The sequence below is a fragment of the Endozoicomonas sp. YOMI1 genome (genome assembly GCF_024606345.1).
GTDB lineage: Bacteria > Pseudomonadota > Gammaproteobacteria > Pseudomonadales > Endozoicomonadaceae > Endozoicomonas.
Map to the genome: position 1 here is coordinate 1 of NZ_JAHHPM010000150.1, position 15,081 is coordinate 15,081.

A 15,081-nucleotide genomic window follows, 5' to 3' on the forward strand; every position below is an offset into this window, starting at 1 on the left:
GCATAGCCGTAGCTATGTGACCGGAGTTGTAACGCCGCAGAGTGACTGATCACTTGGTCAGAAAATATGATTTCATTTGGTTAACTACTTAATGCAACACTCGATGGTCTGATGGTCCATGTGGCACCGATAATTCGGTATATGTTGATATTAAAAATTGCTCTCAAACATCCGTTAATCGCCACCCGCAACACCATAACAAGCAGTTGATATCTGAGGGTACACTTGAACGAATCACTGCAAAGGAATTGCAACCATGAAAAAACACCTTTTTCTTCTACCCGACCTCAATACGGCCAGGGAACTTTCTGAACAGCCGGACAGTTCAGGTATTGATCACTATCGCATTCCGGTGCTTCAATGGATAATGGCCGTCTGCAACCCTGTCACGATCATATTCAGCAAGGTGGCGAGGTAGTTATGGTCGATATCAACAATCCAATAGAACGGAGAAGATCAATGACTATTAAAGAACTGAAAAAAACCTTCAAAAAAAACCATCTGTCTGTCCAGCTGCTGAGTCAGGAAGGAGATATCTATTTATGCCGGGTGGACGGGAAGCACCTGCTGAAAAATAACGATGCTTCCCCCGCTATTTTCCATAGCATTAGTGAGGCAAAAGAGATCCTTGGAGATCACATTGCTCCTCACTTGCAGCTGGTTTATTCCGAAACCTATGATGAGATGATCCATCCTGAAAACCAAACCAAATCATGAAAATGAGCCTGGGGACCCTATTCCTCAGGCTCATCAGCCAATCATTGATTTGGCGTAGACCTCCGACTCCATATCAACCACTTCAACACTGATCAGCCAAGCTTCTGTTTAGATGCCCAGATTGCCAGTTTGTGCTTCATGGTCACCTGGGATACCTGATCCTCCGGCAGAGGCTGAATGAGGTTATCATGGACCAGCAGTCGGTATATATATTCGATTTTCTCATTGGCAGAATCGGTAGCCTCAAATTCAACAACCCCCCGCTTTTCACCATACTTCATGCCATATTCAATGGCCTTCTTTACCAGCTCTTTTTCATTCTTCAGTTTCTTCATTGGTGCCTCATTCGGTCCAGTGGTTTATCAGGACATTAACTTTTAAACCATTTCTGGCATCCACATAACTATCTGTCAGTCAGAGCGGTTTTGATATGAGAGCTTGATTATCCATTACCTTCACCTGACAAAATAGCTATTAACTGTTAATGGAACCTAATAATCATTTTGAGGTCAAACGGCGATATCTGTAGTCCAAGTGTGCAGGGTTTTATTCTGAAAGCAACAGCATCAACCTACTCTCATCGAAGGCCTACAGACCGGGTTGGCCAACAAGTCGGCTCGAGAGGAGTTCCTAACCGCTGCAGAAGCACATTTAACGGTAAAAGAGTCTCAAACCATCAGTCTCATAGAGGTACAGCCCCTCCCCCGGATGAAGGCAAATATCTTGAAGACGCCTTTTGGAAAAAAAAATCATTATCAGGACGTCAAATCACCTCAACTGAAGTGCTTAGATCCTTTGGCAATGATAGAACGTCTCTGAGAAGTGGCTTCTTCCTGCAAAAACTTTGCTTGCAGAACATCCTGCATGACAATAAAAAAGTGACTCCGGATCAGGTCATTCAAGAATTCAACCGGGAGCCAGATTGGCATAATAAGTACAAATTAGCGATAGCCCGCTTCGAAGCGGAATGTTGCCTCAGGGGCTGGACATTGCACGGCCAGCAGGTTACACCGGAGGCGGTGGTTAGGCATTATCAGGCCGCCAAAGCAATACTGGAGCTGGAGCGCTTTAAAGCGGAATGTTGCCTGAGAGGCCTGCTGCTGAATGGCCAGCAAGTCACACCGGATATAGTGGTTAAGGGTTATCAGGCTGCCAACGCAACACTGGAGTTGGCACGGTTTAAGGAACAATGTTGCCTGAGGGGCCTGCTGTTAAGTGGCCAGCGGGTCACTCCGGATGCAGTGGTCAAGGATTATCAGGTTGCCAGGGCAACCCTGGAGTTGGCGCGCTTCAAAGCAGACTGCTGCCTGAGAAGCTGGCTGTTGGATGGCCAGCAGGTCACACCGGATGCAGTGGTTAAGGATTTTCAGGCAGTCGGGGCAACACTGGAGCTGGCGCGCTTCAAAGCAGAGTGCTGCCTGAGAAGCTGGCTGTTGAAGGGCCAGCAGGTCACACCGGATGCGGTGGTTAAGGATTTTCAGGTCGCCAAGGCAACACTGGAACTGGCGCGCTTTAAAGAACAATGTTGCCTGAAGGGCCTTACGTTGAATGGCCAGCAGGTCACACCGGATGCAGTGGTTAAGGATTTTCAGACAGCCGGGGCAACACTGGAGCTGGCGCGCTTCAAAGAAGAATGTTGCCTGAGAGGCCTGGCATTGAATGGCCAGCGGGTTTCACCGGATGAAGTGGTTAAGGACTATCACGCCGTCAAAGCAACACTGGAACTAGCACACTTCACTGCAGAATGTTGCCTGAGGGGCCTGCTATTGAATGACCAGCAGGTCACACCAGATGAGGCAGTTAAGGGTTTCCCGGATAGTCCGGAAGGCAAACTGGGGGTAGCGCGCGTTAAGGAACAATGTTGCCTGAAGGGCTTGGCGTTGAATGGCCAGCGGGTCTCACCGGATGAGGTGGTTAAGGATTATCAGGCCATCAAAGCAACACTGGAACTGGCTCGCTTGAAAGCGGAATGTTGTCTGAGGAGCCTGACATTGAATGGCCAGCAGGTCACACCGGATGCAGTGTACAAGGATTTCCCGGACAGTCCGGAAGGCAAACTGGGGTTAGTGCGCTTCAAAGAGGAATGCTGCCTCAGGGGCCTGGCATTGAATGGCCAGCGGGTCTCACCGGATGAGGTGGTTAAGGATTTTCAGGCCGCCAATGCAAAACTTGAGCTGGCACGCTTCATAGAGGAATGTTGCCTCAGGGGCCTGCTATTGAATGGCCAGCAGGTCTCACCGGATGCGGTGGTTAAGGGTTTCCCGGATAGTTCGGAAGGCAAACTGGGGATAGCGCGCTTTAAGCAACAATGTTGCCTCAGGGGCCTGGCGTTGAATGGCCATCGGGTCACACCGGAAGCGGTGGTTAAGGATTTCCCGGATAGTTCACAAGGAGAACTGGGGATAGCACACTTCAAAGCGGAATGTTGCCTGAGGGGCCTGCTGTGGAATGGCCTGCAGTTGACACCGGGTGCGGTGGGCAAGGATTTCCCGGATAGTCCGGAAGGCAAACTGGGGGTAGCACGCTTCAAAGGGGAATGTTGCCTGAGGGGCCTCAGGTGGAATGGCAAGCAGGTCACACCGGAGGACGTGGTTAAGGATTTTCAGGCCACCAAAGCAACACTGGAACTGGCGCGTTTCAAAGAGGAATGTTGCCTGAGGGGCCTGTCTTTGAATAGCCAGCAGGTCACACCGGATTCGGTGATTCAGGATTTTCAGGCCGCTAAAGCAATACTGGATCTGGCGCGCTTCAAAGAGAAATGTTGCCTGAGGGGCTTGTCGCTAAATGGCCAGCTGGTCACACCGGAAGTGGTGGTTAAGGATTTCCCGGACAGTCCGGAAGGCAAGCTGGGGATAGCGCGCTTCAAAGCGGAATGTTGCCTGAGGGGCCTGGCATTGAATGACCAGCAGGTCACACCGGATGCGGTGGTTAAGGATTATGAACGGGGTGGCTGGTTACTTGAAAGAGCCATTTTTTATGCTCTGCTGGCATTGCATGGAAGAGAATTGAATGGCAACTATCTGGATAACCAGACCGTATTAGCAGCGTTCAATCAATTACCCGGAGATCATTCTTCCAGGCAAACCAGGTATCTGATTCAAAGGCTGAAACAATCTCAGCAGTACGATGAAATCAACGAAGGTCAGGACAGACTGCAAGAAGCCTGGCAAATCTTAAACCGTGTGTCGATCAAAGACGATGAGCAACATCGACTGCAATGTATATTGAAATTCATGGCTATGCATTATGAGTTGTCAATTGATCATTATAAAGTATCAGTAGTTCAGGTATTGCAATCCATCAAAACACTGAGGCGCTCATTTCACAATTCACGTCTGTATTTCTTTTTACTGGCACACTGCTATATCACGAGACAGTCTATTGATGGACGAAAAATCCATAAGGATCAGGTTATGCAGAGTCTCCAGCGTTTTCCTGAAGGAAGCAAGCTGCAGCATGCTTTAGGCTTCTGGTTTGAGCAAGGCAGCTGCGAAGCCAATATCATGGATGAGTTACTGTTTGAACTGGAAAATACCGCTGCTCCGGGGATTGACAGTGCTCACGGATACTAAGACTCCGACAGCCAACATGATGCTTATGTTGCTGTCAGTTGAGAGTACCCCATATCACCTGAACGGTGTCCCGATAACACTTGGTCTGTGGCCCAGTGATGGAAACAGCCATTCAGCCAATCGTGTAAATCACCCAGGCAGCTAACACCGGCAGGGATTCTGAAATCCCCAAAAGCATCAGCCTGTCATGCGCTATTCCCAACGCTTATTACCAAAAGCGCTATTCCCTCAGGGGTTCAAATAAGGTAAAAGTTCCTTATGAGAACCCCGAAACGAATCCAACCCCTGGTTGATGAAGGACTGGTGGATGAAGTCCTCCGCCAGCTAATGAGTGGTAAAGAAGCCGATGTCTACGTGGTGCGCTGTGGCAATGATATCCGCTGCGCCAAGGTTTATAAGGAAGCGGCCAAACGCAGCTTTAAAAAGGCCGCCCAGTATCAGGAAGGTCGCAAAGAGCGCAATAGTCGACGGCAGCGAGCCATCGAGAAAGGCTCCAGATATGGCCGCAAACAACAGGAAGAGACCTGGCAGAGTGCCGAGGTTGATGCCCTGTTCCGTTTGGCCAGAGCTGGCGTAAGAGTCCCACAGCCTTATATCTGCCTTGATGGCGTGCTGTTGATGGAACTGGTGACAGACGATGAAGGTCAGGTTGCCCCACGCCTTGGTGAAGTGACCATGTCCGCCGAACAGGCTCGTGAAGACCACGCCACCATGATGCATTATGTGATGCTGATGCTCTGTGTCGGCCTGGTTCATGGTGACCTGTCGGAATTCAATGTTCTGGTGAATGACTACGGTCCGGTGATTATCGACCTGCCCCAGGCCGTGGATGCTTCTGCCAACAACCATGCCCGTTCGATGCTGGCCCGGGACATCCACAACATCACGGAATACTACGGCCAGTTTGCGCCGGACCTGTTGAGCAGCCAGTATGCCAAAGAGATGTGGGCGCTCTATGAAGATGGCGAGCTGACACCGGAAACCGAACTTACCGGCCTGTTCACCGACGTGGAGCAAGCTACCGACGTGGACTCAGTGCTGGCAGAAATTAAAGCGGTTCTGGCTGAAGAGCAGAAACGGCAGGAACGTCTTAAAGAATCTGATAATCCTGATGCCTGACAGGTTCAAAGGCGGTGACGGTTATGGCGGACCGGAAGATGAAAGCAGTGCTTTTAATGTTTATGTGATCCATGAAGAGAAAAAAGGCGGCGATAACCAGTAGTTGATGTCAGGCACATTACGTGAGCCTGGAGTTCACGACCTTCGACAGGCTCAGGACGAACGAAGTTTGGAATCTGAGAAATACGGAAGTTTTAGGGACTTTTACTAAAATAGCCCTCTGGTGAGGGCTATTTTAGAGTACAGGGACAAGGTGCCCATCTTCCAGACACAAGGCCCGATCCATCTGTCGGGCAAAGGACATATCATGGGTCACGACAATAAAACTGGTGGTCAGTTTTTCACTGAGGGATTTCATCAGTTCATGAATCTTGCTGGCAGTATGAGGATCCAGGTTCCCCGTTGGCTCATCCATCAGAATTAGGTCTGGCATGGCGACCAATGCCCGGGCAATAGCCACCCTCTGCCGTTCACCACCGGAAAGTTCTGCTGGCTTGTGTCTGGCTCGTTTAGACAGCCCCACCATGCCCAGCATTTTTTCAGCTTTCATGCTTGCCTGCCCCACGGATACCTCCTTACGCAGCAGTAATGGCATGGCAACATTTTCCAGGGCGGTAAATTCTGGCAACAGATGATGGAACTGATAAACAAAACCCAGATGACGGTTACGTAATTCGCCCTGTTGTTGTTCTGATACCTTCATCAGCTGGTGGCCACAGAGTATTACCTCACCGCTGGAAGGGTGATCCAACCCGGCTAACAGCTGAAGCAGCGTTGTTTTTCCTGAACCTGAAGTACCGACAATCGCTATTCTTTCAGAAGGCGATACCAGCAGGTCTATACCTCTGAGAACCTCAAGTTTTTCAGGCCCTTCAGCAAACGCTTTGGTTAACCTGCGGCACTCCAGAACGACGGGGTTTTCAGGATTACTCATAACGAAGAGCCTCCGCGGGCTGGGTTCTGGAGGCTCGCCATGCCGGATACAGGGTTGCCAGGAAACTCATCAGCAAGCCGGACACACTGATCACCGCGACATCCTGCCACACTAACTCCGATGGCAGGTAGCTGATAAAGTAAACATCCGGGCTCAGAAAGTGAATGCCCAATAATTTTTCCAGGGCACCCACGATTTCGGAAACATTGAGCGCACCGGCAATCCCCAGGGCAACCCCCAGAAGCGTTCCGATAACACCAATCAGGGACCCCTGAACCATGAAAATCCCCATGATCATTTTAGGCGTCGCACCAAATGTTCTGAGGATGGCAATATCACCCTGCTTATCGGTCACCACCATGACCAGCGTGGAGACAATATTAAAGGCAGCAACAGCAACAATCAGGGTGAGAAGCAGGCCGACCATGGTCTTTTCCATCTGAATCGCCTGAAACAAACGACCATGGGTACGGGTCCAGTCCTGAACGTAGTATCGCCCGGGTAAGGTAATCGCCACATCCCATGCCAGTTTCGGTGCGGCAAAAAGATCAGTCATTTTCAGGCGTATACCCGTCACCCCTTCAGGCACACGCAAAAAACGGGCCAGATCTTCCCGATGGGCGTAGGCCAGGTTGCCATCCACATCGGCACCTACCGAGAAAGTACCTACGACGGTGAATCGTTTAAGGCGAGGCAAAACACCCGCCAGGTTGACATTGGCTTCAGGCAGAATCATGGTCACTTTATCGCCAACGGACACTCCCAGATAACTCGCCAGAATCTCCCCCAGCAGAATGCCAAACTCCCCGGGCTGGAGATCTTCCAATGCGCCCTGCTTCATATGATCGGCAATAATGGAGACTTTACGCTCATACCCGGGATCAATACCGTAAACCAGTGTTCCCCGCACCAGATCACCATTGGTCAGCATACCCTGGGCATCGACAAACGGCGCAGCCGCTTCGATGCCTTCTTTGTCCGGGATGGTATTGACCAGCGCCTGCCAGTCTTCAATACCACCACCAGCAGCCGTAATCGTGGCATGGGGAACCATACCCAGCACTCGCTGCTTGAGCTCCCGATCGAAACCATTCATCACTGACAGCACAATAATCAGGACAGAAACACCCAGTGTCAGCCCCACCATGGATGTTCCGGAGATGAAGGATATAAAATGATTCCTTCGCTTTGCGCGGGTATAGCGCAAACCGATAAAAAAAGGTAATGGTCTAAACATTTATTCTGCCAGTATTCCTTGTGCCATCGGCATGTCAGGGGCGGATTTATACCAATTCCGCCTTCTGAATATGATATCGAGCGAGTCATTTTGGACAGCTGGGCAAGGCGGAATGACGAGTAATAGCTGGGCTATTGCGAGGAATTCCAATGAAGATCCAACGGTTCAAAATGGCTGCGCAGTTCATATTTAGAAGGTGGAATTGGTATTACCACTCATTTCAAAAGAGTCAGTAAGTACAAGGCTGGCATTATGCCATAAAGCAGAACAATTCCCGTCGGATTTTCCTGCACTTTGCTACTATTTTTCATGCCTCCTATACGACGCGGGAAATATTAGCTTTTCGGTCTCACATGAGCAATGACGGTAAATAGCTTCCTGGGCAGATCCGGATTGTCCCGCCGTTCGGATTCAATACGATCTATGTGACCTTCGCACACGGTCAGCTGATAAATTTCCAGTCCAAAAGCATCAGCAATTCTCCGGGTGCTTTTGCCGTTTACCGTGTTATGCAGAAACTCATCCATAAATGCTGAAGAGTCATGTTGTCCCGTGTATTTCCTGATTAGAGCATCAGATTGCGGATCTGGTTTCTGTTCTTTTGCTTCGACTATATCTTGCAGTTCATCTCAAATCCATATTACGTTTTCTGTTGTCCAGTAAATGGGTATTGATGTGTATGTTATCGCTTATACTGATTTATCATTAACGGCATCAGGATGGATAGATGCCTGGCAAATTAACGGTTCAACCTTCCTTTCGAGTCAAGCAGGACGCAAACATTATGAAAACTCTCATTGGTACTCTTTCTGTAACCGTAGCAATCATTTTTTCGTCGTATATTGTCAAAGTCACTGCCAATGAGCTTGCTCCCGACCAGACTCTGTATTCCGAAGGTATCACTGTGACCCCCGTAGGCAGTCAGTCTCAGGCGTTGCGCCAATCTCTGGCTTTACCGAAATACGGTCAAACCATGGATGAAGTCAGGGAGATGCTGGGCAATGCGAGGCAGACGGAAACCATTGGTGAACCCGCCATCACCCGCTGGTATTATCCAGACCAGAAATTGACAGTGTACTTTGAAGGTAAACGGGTATTGAGGGCAGTGGTTGATATCACACCCTGAGTTATAAAAGCTGTTTCCTGAATTGCCCCGGCGGCATACCAAAATAACGTTGAAAAGCTTCATAAAAGCGGCTGAGAGAACTAAAACCACAGGCATAGCCAATGTCGGCAATGGCTCGCTCACTGTCCATAAGCAGTAATAGTGAGTCTACCCGGATACCTCTGGCTTATTTTGATAACAATGTCAACGTCTGTTAATGGCTGAATCCCATATCTCCATGCGGGATGACTTTGAAATTACCGTACCACCCATTGACGGTATTGTTGATATTGTGAAGGAAGTCATTGGCAGTGAAGGCGGTGTCAGAATGACCGATGGCGGATTTGGCGGTTGTGTCGTTGCACTGATTCCGGAAGAAAAAGTGGATGCGGTCAAAAAGGCGGTTGCTGAACACTATCCGACCTGCTCCAATGGCCTGGTTGCTGATATCTATGTTTGCCGGGCTTCCCGGGGGGCTGGTGAAGTGTAACCCACAAATCAATGGGACTCCTGAAGGGGTCACAGTCCTGAAGAATTATTGCCTTCTGCAACCCGGCTTTGTGTACCAAGGTAACTTTTTTCTCTTTTCGCGGTCTAACTTCTCAATCAGTCATTTAAAGGCAGTGGTCGCGATACCCTTCATGCTCTGTTTACAGCGAATAATATTTACAGGTTGCATTATTCTGACAGCAGTTATCAGCTTTTCTGAAAGTTCTATAGCTGAGCAGTCCCCTGTTCGGTCAGAAACTGCTTACAGCATTCCCCCCTACTTGCAAAGGCTGCTACCTCATCAATTGATCAACTTCCTGGCGCACTCCATCGCTGAAAAAAGGTGGCCATGGCTTAAAAATCATTTAATCAGTGAATTCACTGTCAGGAATAATATCGATATGAGTGAAGCGCTCCATGAAAATCCTGAGAACTATCAGAACTTTAACGACTTTTTTACACGCGCTCTTAAAAAAGGAGCACGCCCGTTCCCTGAAGACCCGGATCTGATCATCAGCCCGGTAGATGGCACTATCAGTCAGATGGGTGCTATTGAAAATGGCCGGATTTTTCAGGCAAAACAACATAATTACTGCCTCTCAGCATTGTTTGCCGGAAACAACCAGCTGGCCAGCAGGTTCAAGCATGGCCTGTTCATTACTATCTACCTCTCCCCGGGGGACTATCATCGTGTTCATATGCCCACCAGCGGAACCCTGAGGCAAATGATTTACGTTCCGGGCTCGCTTTATTCCGTGAATGCTGAAACGACAGGTGATATTGAAGGTTTATACGCCCGCAATGAGCGGGTAATCAATATTTTTGAAACCGCCTATGGAGAAATGGCTGTCATCATGGTAGGCGCCATGGTCGTCGGCAGTATGGAAACCGTCTGGGCTGGTTCAGTGAAACCCACGTCACGGCAGATTACATGGCAGAACTATATAAACAAGCCTGTTCACCTGGAGCGTGGTGATGAGATGGGGCGATTCAAATTGGGATCAACAGTCATCGTTCTTTTTGCCAGTCCGGAATTGGGCTGGCTTGAACACCACCAGCCAGACAACAAAATCAAAATGGGGACTGCCATTGGCAGCGTTCTGGATTGACCGTGAGGATCATTGCCGGAACGGTTGATATAGACACTTACCCGGCACGAATAGAAAAACACCTCCAAATTGCTTCAGAGGTCACTTTCGTCGCTGTTGCTCCTTCTATCTCCGCTGAGAGGCTTTGTTAACGAATCCATCGTGTCCATATCCCTCGTACTACTCATACTATGGTAAATGCTACCCGACAGTGATGCAGAGTCAAAACTCTCATTTAATAGTTCCTGAATGTCAGGGGAAGCTGTACCACGCAAGTAGTTATCCTCCGAGGATGAAAAGCCGTCCCCATAACGCCCAAAGGGTGCCGGGCCGCCTCTCAAGCTGGAGTCATCCTTTAGGTGAGTCGGCCGAGGTGAAACTATTGTTTCATCGCCTGCCAATTGACTCTGCAATTGTATTGAAGCGTGGCCTGAATCAACAGCTGCCTTACTCAGACGATCCTGGCCCATATTTGCTGCCCCCCCTAGCCCGAGATCGGTAGCGAGCCCTCTTTGGAGATCATCCTGAGACACATCACCAGAGCCTGACATTCTCGTTTCCCCCAATGAAGAAGAGTCTGACTCAACAGAAACAGGTTGCTTCTGCTCACTTTTAATGGTGACGCTTGTCTTGCTACTTTCCAGCAGTTCTGTTCTTGATTCCAGAGAAGCAAGTCTATCTGCGTTCTGTCCCTGCTCCGTTCTTATCGTCGTGAACTCTCTACCCAGCCCTTTGAGATCACTCTTTATATCATTCAACAGTGGGGCAAGGTTCGGAATATTCATAGGTTCTACCATACGGAGAAGCTCTTGTATGTATTTCTCACAACGTTGTAAACGACCACTGCAGTCATCCATACGCTTACCAGTCATTTGAACACCACCTCTTAGTTCAAGTAAATTCGCTTTAACACTGTTGATGATTTCATCCTGTTGTTTTTGTAATTTCATAATCTCAGTTTCTGCTTTAGTAATTATAGAAATTTGATTATTGATAGTTGCTGCTTGCAGCTTACTCTCTCTTTCAGAGCCAGCCAGTTTTTGTTTCAGCTGATCAACTTGTTCACGCAGCGTGTCTATCTCGGTCTGGGATACCCTTTGTTGTTCTTGAAGTGTGGAAATCTTTTGCTCTTTTACTTCAACATCAAGGCGAAGTTTCTCAATTTCTTCCTTATTACCTTCAGTTTTAGCAGTAGCCCATTCGACATCAAGGCTGCGTAGCTGCAGTTGCAGATTACGAATCTCTTCCTCGCGCGCCGCAATTGATGACAAATGAGTTTGAATTAATTCCTGTTGATTCTGAATCGTTTTTTTAAAAGCGCTAACATTTTTCTCATAAAACAGCTGCTCCAGCTTCAGAGTCTTATCCGCTTCACCCTTTTCAAGCATAGTTTCATTGTAAAGGGCTCGGTTATCCTCGGCCTGCTTCTTAACTGTTTCCAATTCTCCAATCAGACTCTGGTTTTTCTGCTCCAACTCCTTATTAACGAGTTTTGCACTATTGAACTCAGTTTCCATGCGATGCATATTACTAAGTTGTAACACCTGTTGCTGGATACGTTGCTCTAAACCTTTAATATTGGTTTCACTTTCTTTCAGTTCGCGCCCTAAGAAACCTACCTGGTCCATGTTCTTATCAACCTCCTCTCGTAAAGCGGCAATCTCCTGTTCCGCTCGCCCACGTTCAGTCTGGAGCGTTTCTATTGACGCCAATTTATCCTTTAGCTTGGTCTGAAGTTCCTTAACATGGTCTGATACGTAATTTTTTTCCGCCTTAACCTTTGTGAGCTGTTGTTCTAAGGACAACGCCTCTTTCTTTGTTTTCTCAAGTTCATTTTGTGTCTCCCTCAACATACGTTCCAAGCTGGTCATTTGTTCATTGGCAGCCTCCAGACTGGTTTTAGTGTTAGACAGTTCAGTTTGCAACCGAGCCTCATTCCTCTGATGTGAGCCCAGCTCTTCTGTTAACTGTTTCTTGACCAGATTCGCCGCAGACAGCTCCTTCTCATCCCGTTCAATCTCTTTATTCAAAAAAGTGATGCGACGCTCCTGAGTCTCAATAGTAGCTTCCAGCTCTGTATTTGTAGCCTCCAGCTCTGACACTGCCGTTTTCAGCTGACGATTCTTATCTCCCTCTGCATACATCTTGCCTTCAGCGGTGCATGCGTGGTCTACCGCACGATCAAGCTGACCAACCAGAGATTGTTTTTCAGCACGCACAGATTTCAACTCATCGGTTAGTCTGGCTACCTCTTGCTCTGCCTCGCTCCATTTCAATTGAGCCAGGTCTGATTGCTCTCTCTCCCCTTTGAGCTCTTTATTGATCATGTTAATGGTTTCACTCAGCTGCTCATGTGACTCAGTTAATGCCGCCCTCTCCGCCAGTAGCTCCTCTATTTTTTGCCCAGCCTTTTGGCCAGAATTTAAGAGTCGTTCCGTACAACCAGTCATACGTTGACTCGAATCCTCCCATTTTGAGGACCTGCGCTCCTTAGCTAATAAGTCACTGTATCTGTCAGGATCAATATCAGCTCTTCGTTCCAATTCATGACTTCGTTGTTCACTGGCGTTTAATTTTTCCCCGGTGTCACGAAGTTCCCTGCGAAGTTTGTTTCTATCCGTCATTAGATTATTGTTATGTTCCTTCAATCTGGATAAAGCCTCAGGATCAACAGCACAATGATCAAAAGGGGAAGGGCCGCCAAATGATGGACCTTGCCCTGCTGAATACTGATGTCCTGATAAATGAGGCGCGCCAGTCTGGTGCTTGGCTACTCCAACTCCCCCCCAGGAAACCGGCCCCTGCTCCGGTTGAGGAGCAGACGACGGCACACCAGTGTATAAGCCGGGTTGTGACACCGCCGGGGGAGGTGTCATGCTATTGCTATAAGACATTTTATTACCTTGCATTTTTTTGTTGGGCCAAAATAACAATGCTTGGAGAAGATAAAGCTGGAGAAAGTTGCATTTATTCATATTTTTTTTAAAATCAAAAGACAGTGTTTTAATTCCATTATTCGATAAATAAACCACTGCCCTGACCACCCATCTTTACTACTGCGTTCTTATTCAAGGCAACAGGTAATAACGTACTCATCAAGGGGAAATGCGAGAATGATAAAATGGCTCTTGATATACTTAAACTCTGTCGTATTAATCTGAAAGAGTTTCAAGGCTGTCTGAGAATAGTGTCAGTCCGGTCGACCCAAAAGCGGCGATGGCAGGAAATTGAGAATGAAAATTTCGTTTTGAATGCTGAGCTATATTTCCGGAATACTGGGGTTCTAATTTGCGCAGAGGTTCGGTATGCATTCCCACGGGGGACCGTGGGAACGGTGTGCCTGTGTATGTATATCAGCGCTTAGCTGCACTAGGAGGCTGTCCGGCTGATGCTGATAGACTATCTTTGTTAGAACCGGAATCAGCCCGATTGGGCGCTTCCGTCCATATCTTCCGACTAAACCAGTCTTTGCTCTGCCGTATGGAACTGGCCATGCCTGCGCCCTTTTTCCGGATCCATGTGGCTATGAGCCTCGCTCCATAATCAAATGCCAGATGCAAAGATTTTTCAAGCAGGCTATAGGGCCACTTCACTAAACCAATCATGGCACTATCCAGCTTCCGGGCAGCTACCGTACCGGTGCTTGCCGTTAATAAGGCCTGATCTATCTGTGAAGGACTATTAACAGAGCCCTTATCAGCCCAGGCAGAGCTTTCCGACATCAAAGCTGAGTCCGGATCTTGCCTGTCTGCTTGTTTATTTAGATCTATAGTCCAATCTAGGGTATCAGGGTGCAAGGTGGACACTTCTGTTCCACCTGTTGCTTGCGATGATGCCGTCCTTTGGGTGGCTGCTGGCGTTATGGCTTTTCTTCAACACGCGCCGATTCAGTCTCCTTTTTATATAACTGAAGCCAATCAGCCTTCAATTGATCGTTTTGTTGCTCCAAATGTCGATGGAATTCTTGCGATAAACGGTAATTCTCGTTTTCCAATGCCACATTTCGTTCAAGCAACAGGTCCTTTTCTTTATCATCCCATTCTGATTTAGAGCCCAGTTGCTCTATTATATGACCGTCAGTTTTCAGCCTTTGTTTTACTGCTTCTTTTAAGGCTGTTGAATCCGGACTAACCGAAGGTTTTCCAGTAATTACAATTTCCAGAGAGTTTAAATCCCCCTCTTGCTTTTCTATTTGATTTACCAGTTTTTCCTTTTCTGCAGCCAGACGATGTACATGAGCTTCCGTACCTTCAAGTTTTCCCTGGAGCTGACGCAGCTCTTCAGAAAGCGCCCGAGCACGGTCTTCTGCGGCATGAAGCTTGATGGTTGTATTTTCCAGCTCTTTTTGAGTATCGACATTGACACTTACCGCTTCCTGCTGCAAGTTACCGTGGTCAGGCCGGGTCACACACTGTGATTCTTCAGCCTGCTTTAACAGTACTTCACGCTCCGCTTCTAACCGGGCAACTTCAACCTTGAGAGCCTCAACTCTCTCTTCCTGAGCATACATTCGGGATTCACTCTCAACAGGTACCTCATCTCGACCACTCACGACTTGCTGATGATCCCTTTCCCGGGAATCAATATCTGCCTGAGAAGCCGTATGGACCAACACCGGTGGCTCGATATCTGCCTGGGAAGCCGTATCGATCAGTACCGGTGGCTCGATATCTGCCTGAGCAGCCGTATTGACCAACACCGGTGGTTCGATATCTGCCTGAGCAGCCGTATCGATCAGTACCGGTGGCTCGATACCTGCCTGAGAAGCCGTATCGATCAGTACCGGTGGCTCGATATCTGCCTGAGCAGCCGTATCGATC

General features: G+C 48.3%; 15 protein-coding genes. 7 read left to right on the plus strand and 8 right to left on the minus strand.

Annotated elements, in window-relative coordinates; genetic code table 11:
- Positions 1–256 precede the first annotated feature (256 nt).
- Together KDK15_RS05205 and KDK15_RS05210 are read left to right on the plus strand one after the other, a co-directional pair.
- On the plus strand, positions 257–418 hold the full coding sequence (locus KDK15_RS05205) for a hypothetical protein (RefSeq protein WP_257294306.1): 162 nt from the start codon (positions 257–259) through the stop codon (positions 416–418).
- 41 nt (positions 419–459) lie between these two features.
- Complete coding sequence (locus tag KDK15_RS05210; protein ID WP_257294307.1) at positions 460–717, plus strand: DUF6482 family protein; 258 nt, start codon at positions 460–462, stop codon at positions 715–717.
- Between the two features lie 92 nt (positions 718–809).
- Here the strand turns inward: KDK15_RS05210 and KDK15_RS05215 are convergent, their stop codons facing one another.
- A complete protein-coding gene (locus KDK15_RS05215; RefSeq protein WP_101748672.1) occupies positions 810–1,052 on the minus strand; it encodes a DUF5062 family protein in 243 nt (80 codons plus the stop codon).
- Positions 1,053–1,253: 201 nt separating this feature from the next.
- Here KDK15_RS05215 and KDK15_RS05220 point away from each other — a divergent pair, with 201 nt between their 5' ends.
- Both KDK15_RS05220 and KDK15_RS05225 read left to right on the plus strand, forming a co-directional pair.
- Positions 1,254–4,289, plus strand: a complete 3,036-nt coding sequence (locus tag KDK15_RS05220; protein ID WP_257294308.1) for a hypothetical protein — start codon at positions 1,254–1,256, stop codon at positions 4,287–4,289.
- Positions 4,290–4,547: 258 nt separating this feature from the next.
- Positions 4,548–5,408 (plus strand): PA4780 family RIO1-like protein kinase, encoded by an 861-nt coding sequence (locus KDK15_RS05225; RefSeq protein ID WP_257294309.1) that lies wholly within the window; start codon positions 4,548–4,550, stop codon positions 5,406–5,408.
- A gap of 235 nt (positions 5,409–5,643) precedes the next feature.
- Here KDK15_RS05225 and lolD read toward each other — a convergent pair whose 3' ends face one another.
- From lolD to KDK15_RS05240, 3 genes are all read right to left on the minus strand, one after another.
- Complete coding sequence (lolD, locus tag KDK15_RS05230) at positions 5,644–6,342, minus strand: lipoprotein-releasing ABC transporter ATP-binding protein LolD (RefSeq protein WP_257294310.1); 699 nt, start codon at positions 6,340–6,342, stop codon at positions 5,644–5,646.
- On the minus strand, positions 6,335–7,579 hold the full coding sequence (locus KDK15_RS05235; RefSeq protein WP_257294311.1) for a lipoprotein-releasing ABC transporter permease subunit: 1,245 nt from the start codon (positions 7,577–7,579) through the stop codon (positions 6,335–6,337). The genes lolD and KDK15_RS05235 overlap by 8 nt, the downstream gene beginning before the upstream one ends.
- A 335-nt stretch (positions 7,580–7,914) precedes the next feature.
- Positions 7,915–8,106: a hypothetical protein gene (locus KDK15_RS05240; RefSeq protein ID WP_257294312.1), complete on the minus strand. Its 192-nt coding sequence runs from the start codon at positions 8,104–8,106 to the stop codon at positions 7,915–7,917.
- Between the two features lie 257 nt (positions 8,107–8,363).
- On the opposite strand from KDK15_RS05240, the gene KDK15_RS05245 reads away from it, so the two are divergent.
- Positions 8,364–8,705: a hypothetical protein gene (locus KDK15_RS05245; protein ID WP_257294313.1), complete on the plus strand. Its 342-nt coding sequence runs from the start codon at positions 8,364–8,366 to the stop codon at positions 8,703–8,705.
- Between the two features lies 1 nt (position 8,706).
- On the opposite strand, the gene KDK15_RS21170 is transcribed toward KDK15_RS05245, so the two are convergent.
- Complete coding sequence (locus tag KDK15_RS21170; protein WP_373691342.1) at positions 8,707–8,835, minus strand: helix-turn-helix domain-containing protein; 129 nt, start codon at positions 8,833–8,835, stop codon at positions 8,707–8,709.
- Positions 8,836–8,901: 66 nt separating this feature from the next.
- Here KDK15_RS21170 and KDK15_RS05250 point away from each other — a divergent pair, with 66 nt between their 5' ends.
- Complete coding sequence (locus KDK15_RS05250) at positions 8,902–9,174, plus strand: hypothetical protein (RefSeq protein ID WP_257294314.1); 273 nt, start codon at positions 8,902–8,904, stop codon at positions 9,172–9,174.
- A 400-nt stretch (positions 9,175–9,574) separates the two neighbouring features.
- On the plus strand, positions 9,575–10,282 hold the full coding sequence (gene asd / locus KDK15_RS05255) for an archaetidylserine decarboxylase (RefSeq protein WP_257294315.1): 708 nt from the start codon (positions 9,575–9,577) through the stop codon (positions 10,280–10,282).
- Positions 10,283–10,356: 74 nt separating this feature from the next.
- On the opposite strand, the gene KDK15_RS05260 is transcribed toward asd, so the two are convergent.
- The 3 genes from KDK15_RS05260 to KDK15_RS05270 all read right to left on the minus strand — a co-directional run.
- Entirely contained in the window at positions 10,357–12,363 is a 2,007-nt protein-coding gene (locus tag KDK15_RS05260; protein WP_257294316.1) for a hypothetical protein, read from the minus strand.
- 1,251 nt (positions 12,364–13,614) lie between these two features.
- Positions 13,615–13,983 carry a hypothetical protein gene (locus KDK15_RS05265; RefSeq protein WP_257294317.1) on the minus strand — a complete coding sequence of 123 codons (369 nt, stop codon included), beginning with the start codon at positions 13,981–13,983 and terminating at the stop codon, positions 13,615–13,617.
- Positions 13,984–14,120: 137 nt separating this feature from the next.
- Positions 14,121–15,081 (minus strand): hypothetical protein (locus tag KDK15_RS05270; RefSeq protein WP_257294318.1); only part of this gene is annotated, 961 nt, incomplete at its 5' end.